Genomic DNA, 17271 nt, shown 5'->3' with positions numbered 1-17271 from the left:
GATAGTGTTTTGCCTCGGAGACCTGAACTTGATTCATGGCGCCGCAGGCACCGGAACGGCGATCCAACGACCGTCGCGTCCCTCGAAACCGAAGCTCAGCACCTGCACCAGGACGATGTGGACAGGATCCCGGCCGACCGGGTGGTGAACCATGACACCGCCGATCCGGTAACCGGTCGGGCATTTGCGGCTCTCGGGGATGGCCGTGTCGATGTGAAGCACGCGATCCGACGGCTGGCCATCCTCGCTTTCGAAGGCGAGGCTGAAGCCGATCGATTGCGGTGACATGTCTTTGCAGAGCGCTGACGGCGGCAGCGTGATTTCCTTCAGCGCCAGCGTGAAGATGCCGCCAACCGGCGGCTCCACGGCGTGTTGCCGGTATACCAGCCGATACGCCGGGGCTGCGGTCTCCGTGACCGGATTGAAGGCGGCCATCAAGCCCGGATGGTCTGTCATATCGTAGCGATCGACGAGGGCGGCGGCTTTCGCCTGCGTCTGCGCCCGCACCTTGGCGAGACCGGCATTCTCGTCGTCGATGCGCGCGCGGATCGGCGTCCCCGGCAGGTAGGTGTCCTTGCGCGTGTCGATGAAGAAGATGCTGGAGTAGGGAAAGCCGGAACCGTCCTGGACGCCATATTCCTCGAAGGCGAAAACGCCGCCGTCCGGTGAAAAGCCGATGGGTTGCAACGAGGCAATATCACCGGCGCAAACAACATCGGCCATCAACACCGATGCGAAAACTGCGGCAGCGATCCCGCCCGAAAATTTCACCCGCGGCTCCCCTCGGCATTGGCGCGCAGAGTGTCGATGGTTTTGCGATAGGCGTCAACGTGGCCGCCACTGAAGATCGCCGAGCCTGCCACGAAGACATTGGCGCCGGCAGAGGCCGGAGGCGCGATCGTGTCGACCGTGATGCCGCCATCGACCTGAAGATCGATCGGTCGATCGCCGATCATCGCCCGGATGCGGCGGATTTTCTCTTCCATCGCCGGAATGAACTTCTGGCCGCCGAAACCGGGATTGACCGTCATCACAAGAATGAGGTCGAGCTTGTCGAGCAGATAGTCGAGAACGCTTTCGGGCGTTGCCGGATTGATCGAAACGCCGGCCTTCTTGCCGAGCGCCTTGATCGCCTGCAGCGAACGATCGAGATGCGGGCCTGCCTCTGCATGCACTGTGATGCTATCGCAGCCAGCCTTGGCGAAGGCTTCGAGATAGGGGTCAGCGGGCGCGATCATCAGATGGCAGTCGAAATAGGCGTCCGTGTGCGGACGCAGCGACTTGATGATGTCGGGGCCGAAGGAAATGTTCGGGACGAAGTGGCCGTCCATGATGTCGAGATGGATCCAATCGGCGCCGGCGGCGACGACATCGCGCACTTCCTGCCCGAGTTTGGCATAGTCAGCGGCAAGAATGGACGGTGCGATCCGGATGGGCAGGGGCATGATGCAAGGCTCCAACTGTTTTCCGGCCAAATAACACTGCTCTTCGCCGCAAACAACATTGGTGAGCGCAGCTTTGACGTTATGCGGTTCTATCTTCGGGCGACCAGACGGGAAAGAGATCGTTTTCAGCGGTCGTCGCATCATGGACACCGCGCGCGATCGCACGGGCCATGGTCGATGCCGCCGCGGCACCAAGATCGATAAAGTCCTGCACAGTCGCGGTCATTCCGCTCGTCCCGGTTGCCAGTGCAAAGACGAGATCACCGTCAAGCGGCGTGTGTGACGGCCAGAGCGCCCGTGAAAAACCGTCATGGGCTGATATCGCCAGCCTCTTCGCTTCCGCCTTCGTCAGAACCGCATCGGTAGCGATGACGGCGATGGTGGTGTTTTGCGTTTGCCGCTGCCCGTCGCGGAACTTGATGCGAAGGTCGCTGGCATCGAGTGGAAAAGGCTGCGGCATGCCGAGGCGGCCGAATTCTGCGCCTATTTCGAAGGGTGCAGCCCAGAAGTGCCGGGTATCACCGATGGTTGCGGAGCCAAGCGCGTTGACGGCCACCAGTGCGCCGATGGTGATGCCGTTATCCAGCACCGTCGAGGCTGTGCCGAGGCCGCCCTTGAACGTGGCGGTGAGCGCGCCTGTGCCGGCGCCCGCGGTGCCCGTCATGAAATCCTCAGACGCCGCCCGGACTGCCTCGTAACCGAGTTCGCGATAGGGCGGATACTGGCCCCAATCCTTGTCGCCGCCATTGAGCAGATCAAACAGGATGGCGGCGGGCACGATCGGAATACGCAAGGGGCCGACGGCAAAGCCGCGGCCCACTTCACGCAGCGCCGCCTGGACGCCCGATGCCGCGTCGAGACCGAAAGCCGAGCCACCGGACAAGACCACCGCATCGACCGTCTGCACCGTATTGTGGGGATCGAGCAGGTCCGTCTCCCGCGTGCCGGGGGCACCGCCGAGCACCTGAACGGCGGCGACGGCTGGCTGATCGCAGACGACAACGGAAACGCCGGATTTCAGGCGATGATCCTCGGCGTTGCCGACCCTGAGGCCTGCGACATCGGTAATCGAATTTTTCGGGCCGGCGCGCATCATTCGGTTCCCGTGGCAGTGGGAGCGGGCACGAAACGGCCATCTTGCCACTGGAGCAACCGGTAGGGATTGTCCGCCAGTTCATGGCCCGCATTGAACCGGATCGGGCCGATCGCGGTCTGATAGGGACCTTTGAGAAGCGCCTCTGGAAGCGGCGCGTCGTCTTTGCCGGCCTGGTCCTTCGCCTGTTCCAAAAGGGCAACAGCGGAAAATGCCGGCAATACATAGCCCTCCGGAATGAGCTTGGCCGCCGTCATCGCCTCGCTTGCGACCTTTGCCTCCGGCTGCGCCGCGTAGTCCGGCAATGACACCGCCAGCACACCGTTCGCCAGCGCAACAGGCTGGTCGGCCGCGTTCAAGGCTTCGCCGCCCATCAGCGTCAGCGTGACCTGTTCTGAGGCGGCGTCGCGGGCGATGATGGCCGTGTCCGGCCGGTCGCCGCCAGTGAAGACATGTGTCGCGCCACTCTTTGCCAGTCGGCGCACCAGGCTCACCTGCTGCTCCTGCGCCGGACGATAGGTGTCGGAAAACACCGGCGTTAACCCGACTTCGGCCAGAGCCGCACGCACGCCTTCCACCAACTCGCGCCCATGGATCGTCCCGTCCTCGATCAGCGCCAGCGGCTCGTTCTTCCAACGCGACAGGATGATCTCGGTGACCTTGGCCGCTTCCATGCGGGCGCTCGGCACGAGACGGAAGAACGGCCACTTCTTTTTCAGTGCGTCCTCCATCAGGACATCGGAACGCACGCTCAACGTCAGAGCAGGAATGCCGGCTTCGGCGAGCGCGGGAAGCGTTGCCTCGAGGCTTTCGGTGCAGAGAAACCCGATTGCGGCTTCCGCGCCGCTGGAAAGCAAGGCCTTCCTGAGGCTTTCTGCGTCGTTCGGTTCGCAGGTTTCCGGAATCTGGATGATCTCGGACCCGCGATCTTCGGCCTGGAAGCGCGCGCCGTCGAGCATCTGCTTTCCGAGCAGCGCGAACGGTCCTTCAACCGGCGCGACGACAGCGATCTTCACGCCAGCCGCCAGCGCGGGAGCGGCCTGCACCGATCCGGTAATGAGGAGGCTTGCGACAATCGAACGGAACATGCGCTTTTCCAGATGGATAATGCGCATGTTTTAAAGATGTGGCCGAAGGCGTCAAAGGAAAAGATCGTGACCTTCGCCGCGTGAACGGCAATTGCCGCGCATGACCAAGAAAATCCGGCTGATGGCTTTCATATTTTGCCGTAGCGTCTATGTGTAAAATGCGAACATCGATCTGGAGACTGCCGTGTTGGACAAGACCCAACTGGATCCGCTGACCTACCGCGATGCCATGAGCCGTCTGGCGGGCCACGTCCATATCGTGACTGCAGCGTATGAAGGCGAACGCCGCGGCGTGACGATCACCGCGGCGTGCTCGGTGTCCGACACGCCGGCGACGCTGCTCGTCTGCCTCAATGGCGCGAACCCGAGAAATGACATTTTTGCGCGCAGCGGCAGCTTTGCCCTCAATCTGCTCGGCGCCGATCAGATGGATCTCGCCCAGGTCTTTTCCGGCCGCAACAGCATCGATCCTGCCGAACGGTTTGAACATGGCACATGGGATGAGTTGAAGACCGGTGCGCCCATTCTTCGCGAGGCCGTCGCGGCCTTCGATTGCCGGCTGATCGACATCAAGACGGTTGCCACGCACATCGTGCTGTTCGGCGAGGTCGTGGCTGTCACCCTTGGCGAACAAAAACCGGCACTCGTCTACCTCGACCGGGATTATCGCACGCTGTAGTTTCCTCGAAGAGAGTCGAGGAAACAGAGCGAAAGGCTGGTGGAAATGGACAATGCGGCAATCGAGGAGATGTTCGCGGCGCTCGGTCCGGTCACAGTCAAGCGCATGTTCGGCGGCAAGGGCATCTATTTCGAGGGTCGCATCCTGGCGCTGGAGGTCGACGGGGACATCCTGCTCAAGGCGGATGCCGAAAGCGCGCCGGAATTCGAAGCTGCCGGAAGTTCGCAATGGACCTATGACGGCAAGGGAAAGCCGGTGAAAATGCCCTACTGGTCGATTCCGGACGAAGCTTTCGACGACCCGGACGAGATGGCCCGCTGGGTGCGGCTTGCCTATGAGGCAGCCTTGCGCGCTAGGAAATAGCCCTCGACTGCAACGCCTTGACCGCATCCTGCGCGAACACTGACAGGGGCTGCGGCAGGTCGTCGAGCGCATACCAGCCGATTTCGGAGAGCTTGTCCGGCTCCATCAGCCGTGGTTCGCCGGAGAAATCCTCGGTCACGTAGATCAGTGAGACCCAGTGCTGGCGGTCGGCTTCGACCCGTTGCTCGCTGAGGCAGAGAAAACGCGCGGAATGGATCGTCAGGCCGCTTTCCTCTTCCGCTTCACGGCGCGCGGCGTCTGCGGTCGGCTCCATATGTTCGACCTTGCCGCCAACAATGCTCCAATGGCCAGCTTCCGGTGCCTTCAAACGCTTGCAAAGCAAAAGCTTGCCGTCATTCAAGACGGCAAGCCCTGATCCCACACCGGGAAAATCAATGCCTGGATACGCCATGCGACTGCCTGATAATCAAGCCTTGCCGGCGATCAGCATGAAGGCCGGAATATCGTCGCCGAAGCCGATCGGCGTCGGACCATCATCGTGATCGCGGCGATAACGGTTGCGGCGATCGCGATTGTCGTCGTTGGCAGGATACGGCTGAGGCGCAGGGCGATTGCTGTGGCGGCCGGCATTCTGCGGTTTCGTGTCTGCCTTGCGTTCTGATCTCACAGGTTCTGCCTTTGCTGTAACCGGTTCCTGGTCCGTCGATATATCGTCTGATTTGATGTCCGATTTGTGACCGGACACCGGACGGGGAGCGTGCTCACGATCCCTGTCGTTGCGGCGTCCGCCGCGTTTGCCGTCTCGTCCGCCGCGTTCGGACCGGCCACTGTCGTGGCTTTCCATCGGGGCAGGCAGGGCGGAAAGGTCGCCGTTCAGCCATTCGATCTTCTTGTCGATCAGCTTTTCGATGGCGTCTGCGAACTTCGTGTCACGCTTGGAAACCAGCGTGAAGGCGGCACCGGAACGGCCGGCGCGACCTGTGCGACCGATGCGATGGACGTAGTCTTCCGCATGGATCGGCACATCGAAGTTGAACACGTGGCTGACATCCGGAATGTCGAGACCGCGGGCTGCCACGTCCGAGGCGACGAGCAGCTGAATCTGGCCATCCTTGAAGCTCGCGAGCATCTTCGTGCGCGAGCTCTGGTCCATATCGCCATGCAGAGCGCCGACGGAAAAACCGTGGCGGCTGAGCGAACGGAACAGATCGGCCACATCAAGCTTGCGGTTGCAGAAGATGATGGCGTTCTTCAGTTCTTCTTGGGCCTGGATCAGATCGCGCAGAACCGCGCGTTTCTCGTAATCCTTGCTGTGGGTCGCGACCAAGCGCTGCGTCACGGTCGTTGCAGTCGAGGAGCGGACGGAGACTTCGACGCGTTCCGGGTTCTGCAGGAAGCGGTCGGCGAGCTTCTGGATTTCCGGCGGCATGGTTGCCGAGAAGAACAGCGTTTGGCGCGTGAACGGGATCAGCTTGGCGATGCGCTCGATATCGGGAATGAAGCCCATGTCGAGCATGCGGTCGGCTTCGTCGATGACGAGGATTTCAACGCCGGTCATCAAAAGCTTGCCGCGCTCACAGTGGTCGAGCAGGCGGCCGGGCGTGCAGATCAGCACGTCGGCGCCGCGTTCCAGCTTGCGATCCTGCTCATCGAAGGAGACGCCGCCGATCAGCAGGGCGATGTTGAGCTTGTGGTTCTTGCCGTATTTTTCGAAGTTCTCGGCGACCTGGGCTGCGAGTTCACGTGTCGGCTCGAGGATCAACGTGCGCGGCATGCGAGCACGGGCGCGGCCCTTTTCGAGCAGCGTCAGCATCGGCAGCACGAATGACGCCGTCTTGCCGGTTCCCGTCTGGGCAATGCCGAGAATATCGCGCCGCTGCAGGGCTGGCGGGATGGCGCCGGCCTGGATCGGCGTAGGAATGGTGTAGCCCGCGTCGGTAACTGCGGAAAGAACTTTTTGGCTCAGGCCAAGGTCTGAAAAAGTGGTCAAAGGGAAATCTGTTTCCGTTCCGGTTCGGTCGAACTCTGGTGACTCGGCAAATGCTTTCCATGCCGTCGCTGGGGCTCATAGTCCCATAGGCGGACAAAGTCAAGAAAACCGGCGGTTTGCTCTGGAGCAGAGTAAATAAGCGGCCTGCCATCAATAGGATGGCTCCGGCGTGACGTTCAAAAGGTCATGTTCACAAACCAAATATCTGTCAGTTGATGTAGTGGCTAAGCTTTATCCCGGCTGTCAGGAAGCGCATCGGATCGACAGCCTCGCCGTTCAGGCGAACCTCATAGTGCAGATGCGGACCCGTCGAGCGGCCTGTGCTGCCGGAGCGGGCGATCGCTTCGCCTGCCGAAATCGTATCGCCGACATTGACGAGAATAGACGATAGGTGGGCATAACGCGTCGTGATGCCGTTGCCGTGGTCGATCTCGACCATATTGCCGTAGCCGCCACTCTTGCCGGCAGTGATCACGGTTCCGGGTGCCGTCGCAACGATCCGCGTCCCGCTCGGTGCGCGAAAATCGATGCCGGCATGCATGGCCAGCCGCCCGAGGAACGGGTCGAGGCGATTGCCGAAGCGGCTGGTGATGTCGCTTGCCGGCGATGGATTGTTGAACGGCAGTTTCCGCGCCTGGCTGCGGACGTGTTCGAGCCGGGCAAGCGCCGTGTCGAGCGCGACGAGCGAGTTGTCGAAGACTTCGGCGGTTTCCGGCTCGACGAACGGCCCGCCGATCGCCGTTTCGTCTTCCACTTGAGTTGCCGCCGTCGCCTGCGGGTCGTCGTCGCCGACCTTGACGCCCGCGCGGGCGACGATGTTGACGATGGCGTCGGTGGCCTGCGAAGCGCCCGCCGTCAGGGTCTGGATGCGATGCTTTTGTTGCTGCTCGATATCTTTGAGGGAAAGGGTAACCTTGGAGAACAACCGGTCGGCTCGATCAGACGTGGTTTCACGGTCGCCATTGGTGGATATCGGCGCATAGGCGAGCGCCATCTTCTGCTGTGCGGGCTGGCCGCCGATCCCCATCAGCCGCTCGATTGCCCGGATGCCGCCGCTTGCATCGGCGCGTTTGCCATAGGCCTCCGGTGCAGCCAGCGGCCGGGCCTCTTCTTCCGCGATACCGGTTTCCTCCGCCCGATCGAGAAGCGTACCGAGCTTGCCGTGACGGGATGTCAGCGCCATCTGCTGCTGGAGCAGTTTTTCGACCTTGTCTTCGACAACCTGTTGGTCGAGAAGCTGGCGACTCGTCACCCGGTCGACCTGGGCGCGCAGGGCGGCGATTCGGTCCTCATACTCATGCTGCATGCGCGCCTGGCGTGCCATGGTGCCGCCGATCAGATCGTCGCGTAGCACGAGATAGGAGGTCGCCGCGAGATAGCCTATCGAAAAGACCGAGATGAAGCACATCGACAGCGCCGCCATCCAAGGCTGGAAGGTCATGTGGCGAACCTTGTCGCCGCTTGCGACGATGATGATGTGCTTTTGCGCACGCTTGCCGAAGACCCGGCTTTCCGTAGACACCAACTCACCCCCACCGCGTGCGATTCTGCGCGTTTTGATGGGGTTGATTAGATACTGTTAAGGTTAATAAAGCCTTGATTGCAAGGGGGTTGGAGCCTGCGTCAGGTGTTCACGGAGGCCGTCATCGAGCGGTAAAAAGATGGCGTCAAACCGGCTTCCGCCCGGGCCGTGTCGTTGAACGGCGCCTTCAGCGGACCGCGGAAATTGGCCCGGACGAGGGCCTGAAATGCCGCGGCGGGATCCTTCTTCTGGCGGGCGCAGAGAAAGCGGAACCATTTGGCGCCGACGGCGACGTGTCCCTTCTCGTCTTCGTAGATGACGTCGAGCACGGCAGCGCTCTCAACGTCGCCCACTTCCCGCATCTTCGCCTGCAGGGCAGGCGTGACGTCGAGGCCGCGTGCCTCGAGAATCAGCGGCACGACAGCGAGACGCGCCGTGAGGTCGTTGCGGGTATCGTGCGCCGCCTGCCAGAGCCCGTCATGGGCGGGCAAGTCGCCATAATCAGCGCCGAGCTGCCGCAACCGGTCGCGGACCAGACGAAAATGCTTGGCTTCCTCGAAGGCCACCCGCATCCAGCCGTCGAAGAACGAGTTCGGCACCGGTTCACTGGCAAAACGGGCGACGATGTCGAGCGCGAGATCGACGGCATTGAGTTCGATATGGGCGATGGCGTGGAGCAGGGCGATCCGTCCCTTCTCCGTCGTCAGTGCTCGCTTCGGGACCTGCCGCGGCGGGATGAGATCGGGTTTTTCGGGGCGACCCGGACGATCCGGAACCTGTGTATCCAGCGGCGACCGCAAGGACAGGCTGCGCGCGCTCCAGCGGCGCGCAACTTCCTGCGCCAACAGTGTCTTCGCGTCGAGATCGGCCGCGCGGATTGCGTGCGCGGCCCCGTCACGCAGGCTGCGGATCGCCGGCAGGTCCGTCATTTTTCGGCGCTTTCTGCAAGACTTTTCGCTGCCGCCAGCACCTCCTCGGCGTGACCGGGAACCTTCACCTTTTCCCAGACCCTGCGGGCGATACCGTTTGCGTCGATCAGCACGGTGGTCCGCTCGACGCCCATATATCTGCGGCCATACATGCTTTTCTCGACCCAGACGCCGTAGTCGTTCAAGACGGCCTTTTCTTCATCTGCGGCGAGAACGACCGACAGATCGTATTTCTTCGCGAACTTGTCGTGCTTCTTGACGGAATCAGGCGACATGCCGATCACGACAGCGCCAGCGGCTGCGAATTCGTCCACAAGCGACGAAAATGCAATGGATTCCATGGTGCAGCCGCTGGTGTCGTCCTTCGGATAGAAGAACAGCACGACGGATTTCCCCCTGAACTGCGCCAGCGAGACAGTGCCGCCGCCATCACGGGGAAGAGTAAATTCCGGTGCAGCGGCACCTTCTTTCAAATTCGCCATGGATAATCCTTTTTTCTGCGCCATGGGCGGCGATGGTTATCGCAAGAGGCTTATCGAATTCGAACCCGTCGCGTCCAGCGCCGAGTGGAATGAGCGATCCGTAACGGACAGCGAAAATGAGCCCGGCGGCAGACATCGTTTGCCCTGCCGTTCTTCTTTAACTACTGTGGAGCAGATGCAAATGCCAGTCGGGGGTGCAGTGCCCTCGGGCATTCTCGGATGAAAATCCGAACGAAATCAGCCACGACAGCGTGAGCAAGGCGTACGGCTGGCGAACCGTCGCCGTCTGGCGCCGCGAGGTGGAATAGCAACAGACGGGAAACCACAACCGAATGAACTTTCTGACAATTCCGGGAGGCCGCCGGCACTGATGAGTGAAATCCGCGGCGAAAGGGTATCGTTTCGCAAGGAAGACATCGTCGCCCTGCATTCCCTGCCGTCGGCGCAGGCGCATGATCCGTGCATCGTGCGTGCGCCGCACAGGCGCGGCGTGGCACATCTAGTGTTCACGACGATCGCTGTCGTTACCGCGATTGCCTTCCTTCTCGGCGCCGTGCTGTTGGCGACGATTGAAGGTGGCCTGCTGGACGGACCGCTCAATGCGCGGGCGCAGACGGCGTTGAACGCGGCGATCGGAGACGGCTATCATGCCGAGGTCGGCAGCACCGTGCTGCGCGTCACACCGAACGGCGGCCTCGCCCTCAAGGCGCAGGACGTCGTGCTGGTCGAAAATGCCTCCAGCAAGCGCCTGGTGACCACCAATTCCGTGTTTATCGAACTCAATCCGATTGCGCTGTTAAGCGGGAGGATCGCCGTTTCGCGGTTGGAGGCAGAGGGTGTGATGCTCGATCCCTCCTTGCTGCCGCAGGGAAAACCGATCGATCTGACGGCCATACGCGTGGCCGATGTTGCCAGCGGACTGGAGTTCGTTTTCAACCAGATGGACGGCATCTCGCAGGTGATCAGCCGCAGCAATACCGAATCCGTCAGGATCGCGGACCTGCAATTGTCTTTTGCGGGACCCCGCAAGCGCGTCGTCCCCGTGGTCGTGGATGCCGTTGATTTCAAACGCAGCAATGACGGCTCCATGCAGATCGACGGGGTTTTCTCGGTGGCTGGCGAAGCAGCCGCACTGAACCTGCGCGCCAGCCGACAGAGCGATCGTGTCGCGCGCCTTGATGGCGCGGTTACGGGGCTGCCGCTCTCAGCGCTTTTGCACCGGGATGAAACTGCGACGGAGGCTGCCTTCGGCATCAAGAGCGGCGCCGATTTGAGCATCACCGCGACGCGCGCTGGCGATGGCGCGACGCCGACGCTTCAACTGAGCGGCCGGACAAGCGCCGGGGCATTCGACGCCGGCGGCTTTACCTCGGAGCTGAAACAATCCGAGCTTAACGTCACCTATGACTTTTCCCGCGGCAGGATAGAAATTCTGCCGTCTATCGTCCGGGTTGGCCGGTCGGCCTTTCCCTTTACCGGCGCCATCGCCGACCTCGATCACACCACGCCTGCCGGCAAAAAAGGATTTTCGCTGGATCTCCTGTTGCAATCGGCCAGTTCCGCGCCTGTCGATGTCGACGAACCGCCGCTGATCTTCGACGCCAAGGCGCAAGGCCGATTTCTGTCGGAAAGCCACGAGCTTATCTTCAACGAACTGGCTGTGTCGAGCAAACTTGGCACGGCTGCCGGCTCGCTTGCCATGACCTTTGGCGAAATGTCGCCGCAGGTCAGCTTTGCCCTTGTCACGGACAAGCTGAAGTCGGCGGCGGTCAAGCAGCTCTGGCCCTGGTGGGTCGGAAAGAACGCGCGCCGCTGGGTGGTCAGTAATATCTTTGGTGGAACCGTCACCGATGGCAGGATCGAGGTCTTCCTGCCGATGGGGCGCATTACCCGCACCGTCGGTCCGGTCGATCTGAACGGCGATGAACTCAACGTCCGCTTCGATATAACAGACGCCCGCGTGAATATTGCCGGCGACATTCCGCCGCTGCGCGACGCGGCTGGCGCGTTCACGCTGAAGGGCGAACATCTCGACGTGCAGATCGACCGGGGAACCGCCTATTTCCCATCCGGCCGCTCGGTAACCCTCAAGGGCGGCAATTTCGTCATCCCGAACACCTATGTAAAGCCGCTGATAGCCGAAATGAAACTGGACGTCGGGGGCCAGGCGGATGCGATCGCGGAACTCGTCAGCTACCGGCCCATTGCCGCCCTGCAGCGGACGCCGTTCAAGCCTGAGGACTTTTCAGGTGAAATGACGGCGCAGGTCGGGGCGCGGTTTGGCCTTGTGAGAGCACAGAACCCACCGGAGCCGCTATGGCAGGCACAGATGCTGCTTGATGGCGTGACCGTCAACAAGCCAATCTCCGGACGTGCGATCTCCAACATCGAGGGTACCCTCAGAATCGATCCGCAACAGGCGGTATTGCAGGCCAAAGCCGACATCGATGGTGGTCCGATGGATATTTCCCTCATAGAACCCGTCGGGACGGCCAGTCCCGTCAAGCGAAAGCGCGAGATTTCCGGGACGCTTCAGAAGGGGATGCTTGCCAAGCTGGCCCCGGGCCTCGCGGAGGTCATCAGCGGGCCTGTGTCGCTGGATATCCAGATTGATGAAAAGGATCAGCACACGGTTTCGGCTGACTTTGGCAAAGCGTCGATTTCTCTGCCCTGGATCGGCTGGTCGAAGGGGCCGGGTATCGCAGCGAAGGCGACGTTTTCGGCTTCAACCACGGACGGCGTCACTGAGATCGATGACTTGAAGCTCGATGGCGGTAGTTTTGGCGCGGACGGCAAGCTGGTGATCGACAAATCCGGGCTGAATTCCGGCCAGTTTTCGTCGGTGCGGCTGGCTCAGGGTGACAATTATGCCGTCAGCATCAAACGCCAGAAGGGCGGCTTTGCGGTCAACGTCAGCGGCAGCACTGCCGATATCCGGCCGGTGATCGAGCGCATGCGCAGTTCTTCCGGAAACGACAAGATGGATTCCACGCGAATCTCGTTGGACGCGAACCTGCAGCAGGTGATCGGATTTCATTCCGAGACCCTGTCGAGCCTCAATCTGAGTTACGTCGCAAGAGGCAAGCAGATTGACGCCATCGATCTCTCCGCGGTCACCGACAGCGGTCAGGCGGTGGTTGCGACGCTGACACAAAATGGCGCGGATAATATTCTGGAGCTGACCAGCGGCGATGCCGGCTCGCTGGCGCGGTTCGCAAATGTCTACAGCAACATGCGCGGCGGCCTGCTGAACGTGAAATTGCGCGACAGGGGCGCCAGTTCCTGGCGTGGAAATGTCGATATCCGCAAGTTCTCGCTTGTCAACGAGGTAAGGCTGCAGTCCATCGTTTCCACGCCGACCGGCGCCGACGGCCGGAGCCTGAACCAGGCGGTGAAAAAGAACATCGACGTCAGTTCTGCCCGCTTCGAACGTGGTTTCGCTAATGTGATGCTCGACGACGGAACGATAGCGGTCGACGGAGGGGTCGTGCGTGGCATCGATATCGGCGCAACCTTCCAGGGGACGGTGCGCGACAGGAACGGCAATATGGACATGACCGGTACCTTCATGCCGGCTTACGGTCTGAACCGGTTGTTCGGCGAATTGCCGCTGATCGGCGTGCTTCTCGGCAATGGCCGCGACCGCGGCCTGCTCGGGATCACCTTCAAGCTGACGGGGCCGTTCACCAAGCCGAACCTGACGATCAACCCATTGTCGATCATCGCGCCCGGTGTTTTCCGCAGCATCTTCGAGTTCCAATAAAAAACCGGCGGGGTTGCCGCCGGTTTCAATCATTGCTCGACGGTGCCGCCGATCAGGCAGGCCGCACGAGAATATGCTTCTTCTTGCCGAGCGACAGCTTGATGACGTTCTCGGCGGTGATCTCGGCTGTGCCGATCACCTGCCGGTCGTCGCTGATCACCTTGTCATTGACGCGCACCGCGCCGTCTTTCAGGAACTGTCGGACCTTGCCGTTGGATTCTGCCAGACCGGCGCGGACGAACAGCGAAAGAACGCCCACGCCAGCCTCGAGCTCTGCCGCCGGCACGTCGATCGAAGGCAGGTTTTCGGCAAGCGCGCCTTCTTCAAAAGTCTTGCGCGCGGTTTCGGCGGCTTCCTCTGCGGCAGCGCGGCCATGCAGGATTGTGGTGACCTCCGTTGCCAGGATCTTCTTTACCTCATTGAGTTCTGCGCCGCCAATTGCCGACAGGCGGGTAATTTCCGACATCGGCAGGGTTGTGAAGAGCTTGAGGAAACGGCCGACGTCGGCGTCTTCGGTATTTCGCCAATATTGCCAGAAGTCATAAACGGACAGGAGGTCGGCATTGAGCCATACCGCGCCCGAGGCAGATTTGCCCATCTTTGCCCCAGAGGACGTGGTGAGCAGCTGAGAGGTCAGCGCGTAAAGCTGTGGCGTGCCCATGCGGTGGCCGAGATCGATGCCGTTGACGATATTGCCCCATTGATCCGAACCGCCCATCTGCAGGCGGCAATCATAACGCTTGGCCAATTCGACGAAGTCATAGGCCTGCAGGATCATGTAGTTGAATTCCAGAAAGGAGAGCGACTGTTCGCGATCGAGCCGGGTCTTGACGCTGTCGAAGGCAAGCATGCGGTTGACAGAGAAATGACGGCCTACATCGCGCAAAAATTCGAGATAGTTGAGCGGCCGCAGCCATTCGGCGTTGTTGATCATCAACGCGCCGTTCGGACCTGGATTGTAGTTCAGGTAGTTGGCAAAAACGTGCTTGAGCGAGGCGATATTGTCCTCGATCATTTCGACCGTCATCAGCTTGCGCGCTTCCTCCTTGAAGGAGGGGTCCCCCACCATGCCGGTGCCGCCGCCCATAAGGGAAATTGGGCGATGCCCGGTGGCTTGCAGCCAATGCAGCATCATGATCTGGGTTAGATGCCCGACGTGGAGACTCGATGCCGTCGGATCATAGCCGATATAGGCCGTCACGATTTCCTTGTTGAACAGCGCATCCAGCCCGGCGTCATCGGACGTCTGGTGGATGAAACCGCGTTCTTGGAGAGTGTGAAGGAAATCGGACTTGAACTCGGACATGACCTGTCTCTTTCGGTGGGCTGTTTGGATTAACGCTTGTTGGATATTTGCGCGGCGTTTAGCACTGTTTCTCGAAAAGTGCACCTGTTTGCGTCGGGAATGTTTGCGAGGACCAATACCTCTAAGTTCGGAGCGCTGATGACGAAGACCATAAGAACGGCCATCGGCCTGATGAGCGGCACGAGCATGGATGGCATCGATATCGCGCTGCTGCGGACTGACGGTGAAAACGTGGTCGAACGCGGACCGTCGATGGGCATCCCCTATGAACCGGCTTTCCGCGACCGGCTCAAGCGGGCGCTGGTCGACGCGCGGGATTTGACCGACAGGACCGCACGCCCGGGCGATCTCGCCGCGGTTGAACGAAACCTGACGTTACGGCATGCCGTAGCGTTAAGCGATTTTCTGTATCGGCATGAAATATCGCCTGGCGAAATCGATGTCATCGGCTTTCACGGGCAGACCGTTCTCCATCGCCCGGATGAGGCGCTCACCGTGCAGCTTGGCGATGGCGCTCTCCTTGCGCAGATGACCGGCATTCCGGTCGTCTACGACATGCGCGCAAACGATATGGTTCACGGCGGGCAAGGCGCGCCGCTCATTCCTGTCTATCATGCCGCACTCTCGGCAAGCGCGGACCAGCCCTTGCCGACGGTTTTCGTCAATATCGGCGGCATCTCCAATCTCACCTTCGTCGGCAGGAACGGCGAGGTCGTGGCCTACGACAGCGGGCCGGGCAATACGCTGATCGACCAATGGGTGGAGATGCATACGGGGGCTGCGTTCGATCAGAATGGGGAAATCGCCAGCATCGGAGAGGTATTACCGGGCTTGGCTGACCGCTATCTTGGCAATCCCTTCTTTTCCTCCAATCAGCGGCGGTCGCTGGATCGCAATGATTTCCTGCCGCCGGAGATCGGTGAGGCCGATCTGGCGGACGGCGCCCGCACGCTTGCCTATGTGACGTCTGCCGCCATCCTCAAATCGGCGAAACATCTTCCCGAGCCTCCGGCGCGTTATGTCGTCTGCGGCGGCGGGCGGTTGAACCGCGTCATCATGCGGGATCTCTCAGACCTGGCACAGGCGCAAAACGCAACCGTCATTGCCGCGGAGGAGGCGGCTCTTGACGGGGACGCCATGGAGGCGGAAGCCTGGGCCTATCTTGCTGTTCGCTCGTTAAGGGGCTTGCCGCTGACATTCCCGGCTACGACAGGGGTGACCGTTCCGGTCACCGGCGGTATCTTCAGCATGCCCGGCGAACCAGGGCTTTCCCGCGCCGATTAATATTCCTTTGCGGGAAACGGGTACCTTACCGCGAATCTGCAATATCCGCATCCTCAAGCCATGAGATTGAATACGGCAGGCAGAGGGCAGGGCATGCGACCTCGATCACTTCAAGGCCGTGGACGACACCTACGGCCATGCCGCCGGCGACCAGGTGATCACATCGCTTGCCCGCATGCTGAAGCAACACGCGCCGCCCGAGGCAATCTGCGCCCGTTTCGGCGGCGAGGAGTTTGCCATCTTCCTGCCATCGACGAGCGAAGCAACCGGCTATCTTTTTGCCCAAGGTCTGCGCAACAGCTTTTCGTCTCTGGCGTTTCCCGGTCTGCCGGACACCGTCCGGCAGACGGCGGGCTTTGGCGTTTGCGCCCTCGTCTCTGCAGGAGATTCCATCACGGATGCCATCAACAGGGCGGATGGGGCGCTGTATGACGCCAAGAAAAGCGGACTCAACCGCGTCAACCGGACGCGCCCTGCAACGGCGCTAGGCCGAGAACAGTGGCAGGCCCAGGCGTGAAGACCATCAGGAAATGAAAAGGCCGGGAACGACCCGGCCTTTTCATTTGATCTCAGCGGATGCGCTTGGCCGCCGGTTCCGGCGTCAGTTCGCCGTTCAGACGCCGGTCGAGATAGTCCTCGCACTCGGCCATCAGCGTATCGACCTGGCCGTTGAAGAAGTGGTTCGCACCCGGCACGGTCTTGTGGGTGATGAGAATGCCCTTCTGTGCCTTCAGCTTGTCGACCAGATTGTTGACGTCCTTTTCCGGAGCCACCTTGTCGAGATCGCCATTGATGATCAGGCCGGATGACGGGCAGGGCGCCAGGAACGAGAAGTCGTAGGTGTTCGGCTGCGGCGCGATCGACATGAAGCCTTCGATCTCCGGCCGGCGCATCAGAAGCTGCATGCCGATCCAGGCGCCGAAGGAATAGCCGGCGACCCAGCAGCTCTTGGAATCCGGGTGCATACTCTGCACCCAGTCCAGTGCCGAGGCAGCATCCGACAGTTCGCCGGCGCCATGGTCGAATTCGCCCTGGCTGCGGCCGATCGAGCGGAAGTTGAAGCGGAGCGTTGTGAAGCCGCGCTTCTGGAACATGTAGAACAGCTGGTAGACGATCTGGTTGTTCATCGTGCCGCCGAATTGCGGGTGCGGGTGCAGGACGATGGCGATCGGGGCGTTCTTCTGCTTGGACGGCTGGTAGCGGCCTTCGAGGCGACCGGCCGGTCCGTTGAAGATGATTTCGGGCATTGGCTCTCCGGGCATGTTTATGGCACTAAAAAACGCGTTCCGGGGCCTCAGCAGTCTTGACGAAAGCAGTCAGCTTTTCTAGAACGTAGTTTAGAACCATTCAAAACTTTGACACGGTC

At 61.1% G+C, this 17271-nt stretch carries 16 protein-coding genes; 5 read left to right on the top strand and 11 right to left on the bottom strand.

What is annotated here, in order from left to right; translation table 11 throughout:
- Positions 1–33: 33 nt before the first annotated feature.
- The 4 genes from WI754_RS16225 to WI754_RS16210 all read right to left on the bottom strand — a co-directional run bounded on the left by WI754_RS16225 (position 34) and on the right by WI754_RS16210 (position 3626).
- Positions 34–771: a DUF2259 domain-containing protein gene (locus WI754_RS16225; protein ID WP_349434518.1), complete on the bottom strand. Its 738-nt coding sequence runs from the start codon at positions 769–771 to the stop codon at positions 34–36.
- Positions 768–1445, bottom strand: coding sequence for a ribulose-phosphate 3-epimerase (gene rpe / locus WI754_RS16220; RefSeq protein WP_349434517.1), 678 nt, complete (start codon positions 1443–1445; stop codon positions 768–770). The genes WI754_RS16225 and rpe overlap by 4 nt, the downstream gene beginning before the upstream one ends.
- A 79-nt stretch (positions 1446–1524) precedes the next feature.
- Positions 1525–2541: a P1 family peptidase gene (locus tag WI754_RS16215; RefSeq protein WP_349434516.1), complete on the bottom strand. Its 1017-nt coding sequence runs from the start codon at positions 2539–2541 to the stop codon at positions 1525–1527.
- Complete coding sequence (locus WI754_RS16210) at positions 2538–3626, bottom strand: ABC transporter substrate-binding protein (RefSeq protein ID WP_349434515.1); 1089 nt, start codon at positions 3624–3626, stop codon at positions 2538–2540. The genes WI754_RS16215 and WI754_RS16210 overlap by 4 nt, the downstream gene beginning before the upstream one ends.
- Before the next feature lie 229 nt (positions 3627–3855).
- Between WI754_RS16210 and WI754_RS16205 the strand changes: the two genes are divergently transcribed.
- On the top strand, positions 3856–4305 hold the full coding sequence (locus WI754_RS16205; RefSeq protein ID WP_349437833.1) for a flavin reductase family protein: 450 nt from the start codon (positions 3856–3858) through the stop codon (positions 4303–4305).
- A 45-nt stretch (positions 4306–4350) separates the two neighbouring features.
- Positions 4351–4668 (top strand): TfoX/Sxy family protein, encoded by a 318-nt coding sequence (locus tag WI754_RS16200; protein WP_349434514.1) that lies wholly within the window; start codon positions 4351–4353, stop codon positions 4666–4668.
- On the opposite strand, the gene WI754_RS16195 is transcribed toward WI754_RS16200, so the two are convergent.
- The 5 genes from WI754_RS16195 to WI754_RS16175 all read right to left on the bottom strand — a co-directional run bounded on the left by WI754_RS16195 (position 4658) and on the right by WI754_RS16175 (position 9552).
- The gene (locus tag WI754_RS16195) at positions 4658–5080 is read right to left on the bottom strand and encodes an NUDIX domain-containing protein (protein WP_349434513.1); all 423 of its coding nucleotides are present in this window, start codon (positions 5078–5080) and stop codon (positions 4658–4660) included. The two genes, WI754_RS16200 and WI754_RS16195, sit on opposite strands and share 11 nt — an antisense overlap.
- 15 nt (positions 5081–5095) lie before the next feature.
- Positions 5096–6619: a DEAD/DEAH box helicase gene (locus tag WI754_RS16190; protein WP_349434512.1), complete on the bottom strand. Its 1524-nt coding sequence runs from the start codon at positions 6617–6619 to the stop codon at positions 5096–5098.
- Positions 6620–6827: 208 nt separating this feature from the next.
- Positions 6828–8144: a M23 family metallopeptidase gene (locus tag WI754_RS16185; protein ID WP_349434511.1), complete on the bottom strand. Its 1317-nt coding sequence runs from the start codon at positions 8142–8144 to the stop codon at positions 6828–6830.
- 98 nt (positions 8145–8242) lie between these two features.
- Complete coding sequence (locus WI754_RS16180; protein ID WP_349434510.1) at positions 8243–9070, bottom strand: ferritin-like domain-containing protein; 828 nt, start codon at positions 9068–9070, stop codon at positions 8243–8245.
- Complete coding sequence (locus WI754_RS16175; protein WP_349434509.1) at positions 9067–9552, bottom strand: peroxiredoxin; 486 nt, start codon at positions 9550–9552, stop codon at positions 9067–9069. Before WI754_RS16175 ends, WI754_RS16180 begins: the two co-directional genes overlap by 4 nt.
- 370 nt (positions 9553–9922) lie before the next feature.
- Between WI754_RS16175 and WI754_RS16170 the strand changes: the two genes are divergently transcribed.
- Positions 9923–13315, top strand: a complete 3393-nt coding sequence (locus WI754_RS16170; protein ID WP_349434508.1) for a DUF3971 domain-containing protein — start codon at positions 9923–9925, stop codon at positions 13313–13315.
- 52 nt (positions 13316–13367) lie between these two features.
- Here WI754_RS16170 and tyrS read toward each other — a convergent pair whose 3' ends face one another.
- Entirely contained in the window at positions 13368–14621 is a 1254-nt protein-coding gene (gene tyrS / locus WI754_RS16165; RefSeq protein WP_349434507.1) for a tyrosine--tRNA ligase, read from the bottom strand.
- 138 nt (positions 14622–14759) lie between these two features.
- Between tyrS and WI754_RS16160 the strand changes: the two genes are divergently transcribed.
- Together WI754_RS16160 and WI754_RS16155 are read left to right on the top strand one after the other, a co-directional pair.
- Entirely contained in the window at positions 14760–15905 is a 1146-nt protein-coding gene (locus WI754_RS16160) for an anhydro-N-acetylmuramic acid kinase (protein WP_349434506.1), read from the top strand.
- Between the two features lie 118 nt (positions 15906–16023).
- The gene (locus WI754_RS16155) at positions 16024–16422 is read left to right on the top strand and encodes a GGDEF domain-containing protein (protein ID WP_349434505.1); all 399 of its coding nucleotides are present in this window, start codon (positions 16024–16026) and stop codon (positions 16420–16422) included.
- Positions 16423–16474: 52 nt separating this feature from the next.
- On the opposite strand, the gene WI754_RS16150 is transcribed toward WI754_RS16155, so the two are convergent.
- On the bottom strand, positions 16475–17152 hold the full coding sequence (locus WI754_RS16150; RefSeq protein WP_037130387.1) for an alpha/beta hydrolase: 678 nt from the start codon (positions 17150–17152) through the stop codon (positions 16475–16477).
- Positions 17153–17271: the final 119 nt, after the last annotated feature.

The sequence above is a fragment of the Pararhizobium sp. A13 genome (genome assembly GCF_040126305.1).
Classification (GTDB): Bacteria; Pseudomonadota; Alphaproteobacteria; order Rhizobiales; family Rhizobiaceae; genus Pararhizobium.
This window is presented reverse-complemented; position numbering and strand designations above follow the sequence as displayed.

Excerpts from the sequence above, each read along its gene's own strand:
- rpe (WP_349434517.1), bottom strand. The coding sequence starts at position 1,445 with ATGCCCCTGCCCATCCGGATCGCACCGTCCATTCTTGCCGCTGACTAT.
- WI754_RS16175 (WP_349434509.1), bottom strand. The coding sequence starts at position 9,552 with ATGGCGAATTTGAAAGAAGGTGCCGCTGCACCGGAATTTACTCTTCCC.
- WI754_RS16215 (WP_349434516.1), bottom strand. The coding sequence starts at position 2,541 with ATGATGCGCGCCGGCCCGAAAAATTCGATTACCGATGTCGCAGGCCTC.
- WI754_RS16180 (WP_349434510.1), bottom strand. The coding sequence starts at position 9,070 with ATGACGGACCTGCCGGCGATCCGCAGCCTGCGTGACGGGGCCGCGCAC.
- WI754_RS16210 (WP_349434515.1), bottom strand. The coding sequence starts at position 3,626 with ATGTTCCGTTCGATTGTCGCAAGCCTCCTCATTACCGGATCGGTGCAG.
- WI754_RS16205 (WP_349437833.1), top strand. The coding sequence starts at position 3,856 with ATGAGCCGTCTGGCGGGCCACGTCCATATCGTGACTGCAGCGTATGAA.
- WI754_RS16195 (WP_349434513.1), bottom strand. The coding sequence starts at position 5,080 with ATGGCGTATCCAGGCATTGATTTTCCCGGTGTGGGATCAGGGCTTGCC.
- tyrS (WP_349434507.1), bottom strand. The coding sequence starts at position 14,621 with ATGTCCGAGTTCAAGTCCGATTTCCTTCACACTCTCCAAGAACGCGGT.
- WI754_RS16170 (WP_349434508.1), top strand. The coding sequence starts at position 9,923 with ATGAGTGAAATCCGCGGCGAAAGGGTATCGTTTCGCAAGGAAGACATC.
- WI754_RS16150 (WP_037130387.1), bottom strand. The coding sequence starts at position 17,152 with ATGCCCGAAATCATCTTCAACGGACCGGCCGGTCGCCTCGAAGGCCGC.
- WI754_RS16160 (WP_349434506.1), top strand. The coding sequence starts at position 14,760 with ATGACGAAGACCATAAGAACGGCCATCGGCCTGATGAGCGGCACGAGC.
- WI754_RS16200 (WP_349434514.1), top strand. The coding sequence starts at position 4,351 with ATGGACAATGCGGCAATCGAGGAGATGTTCGCGGCGCTCGGTCCGGTC.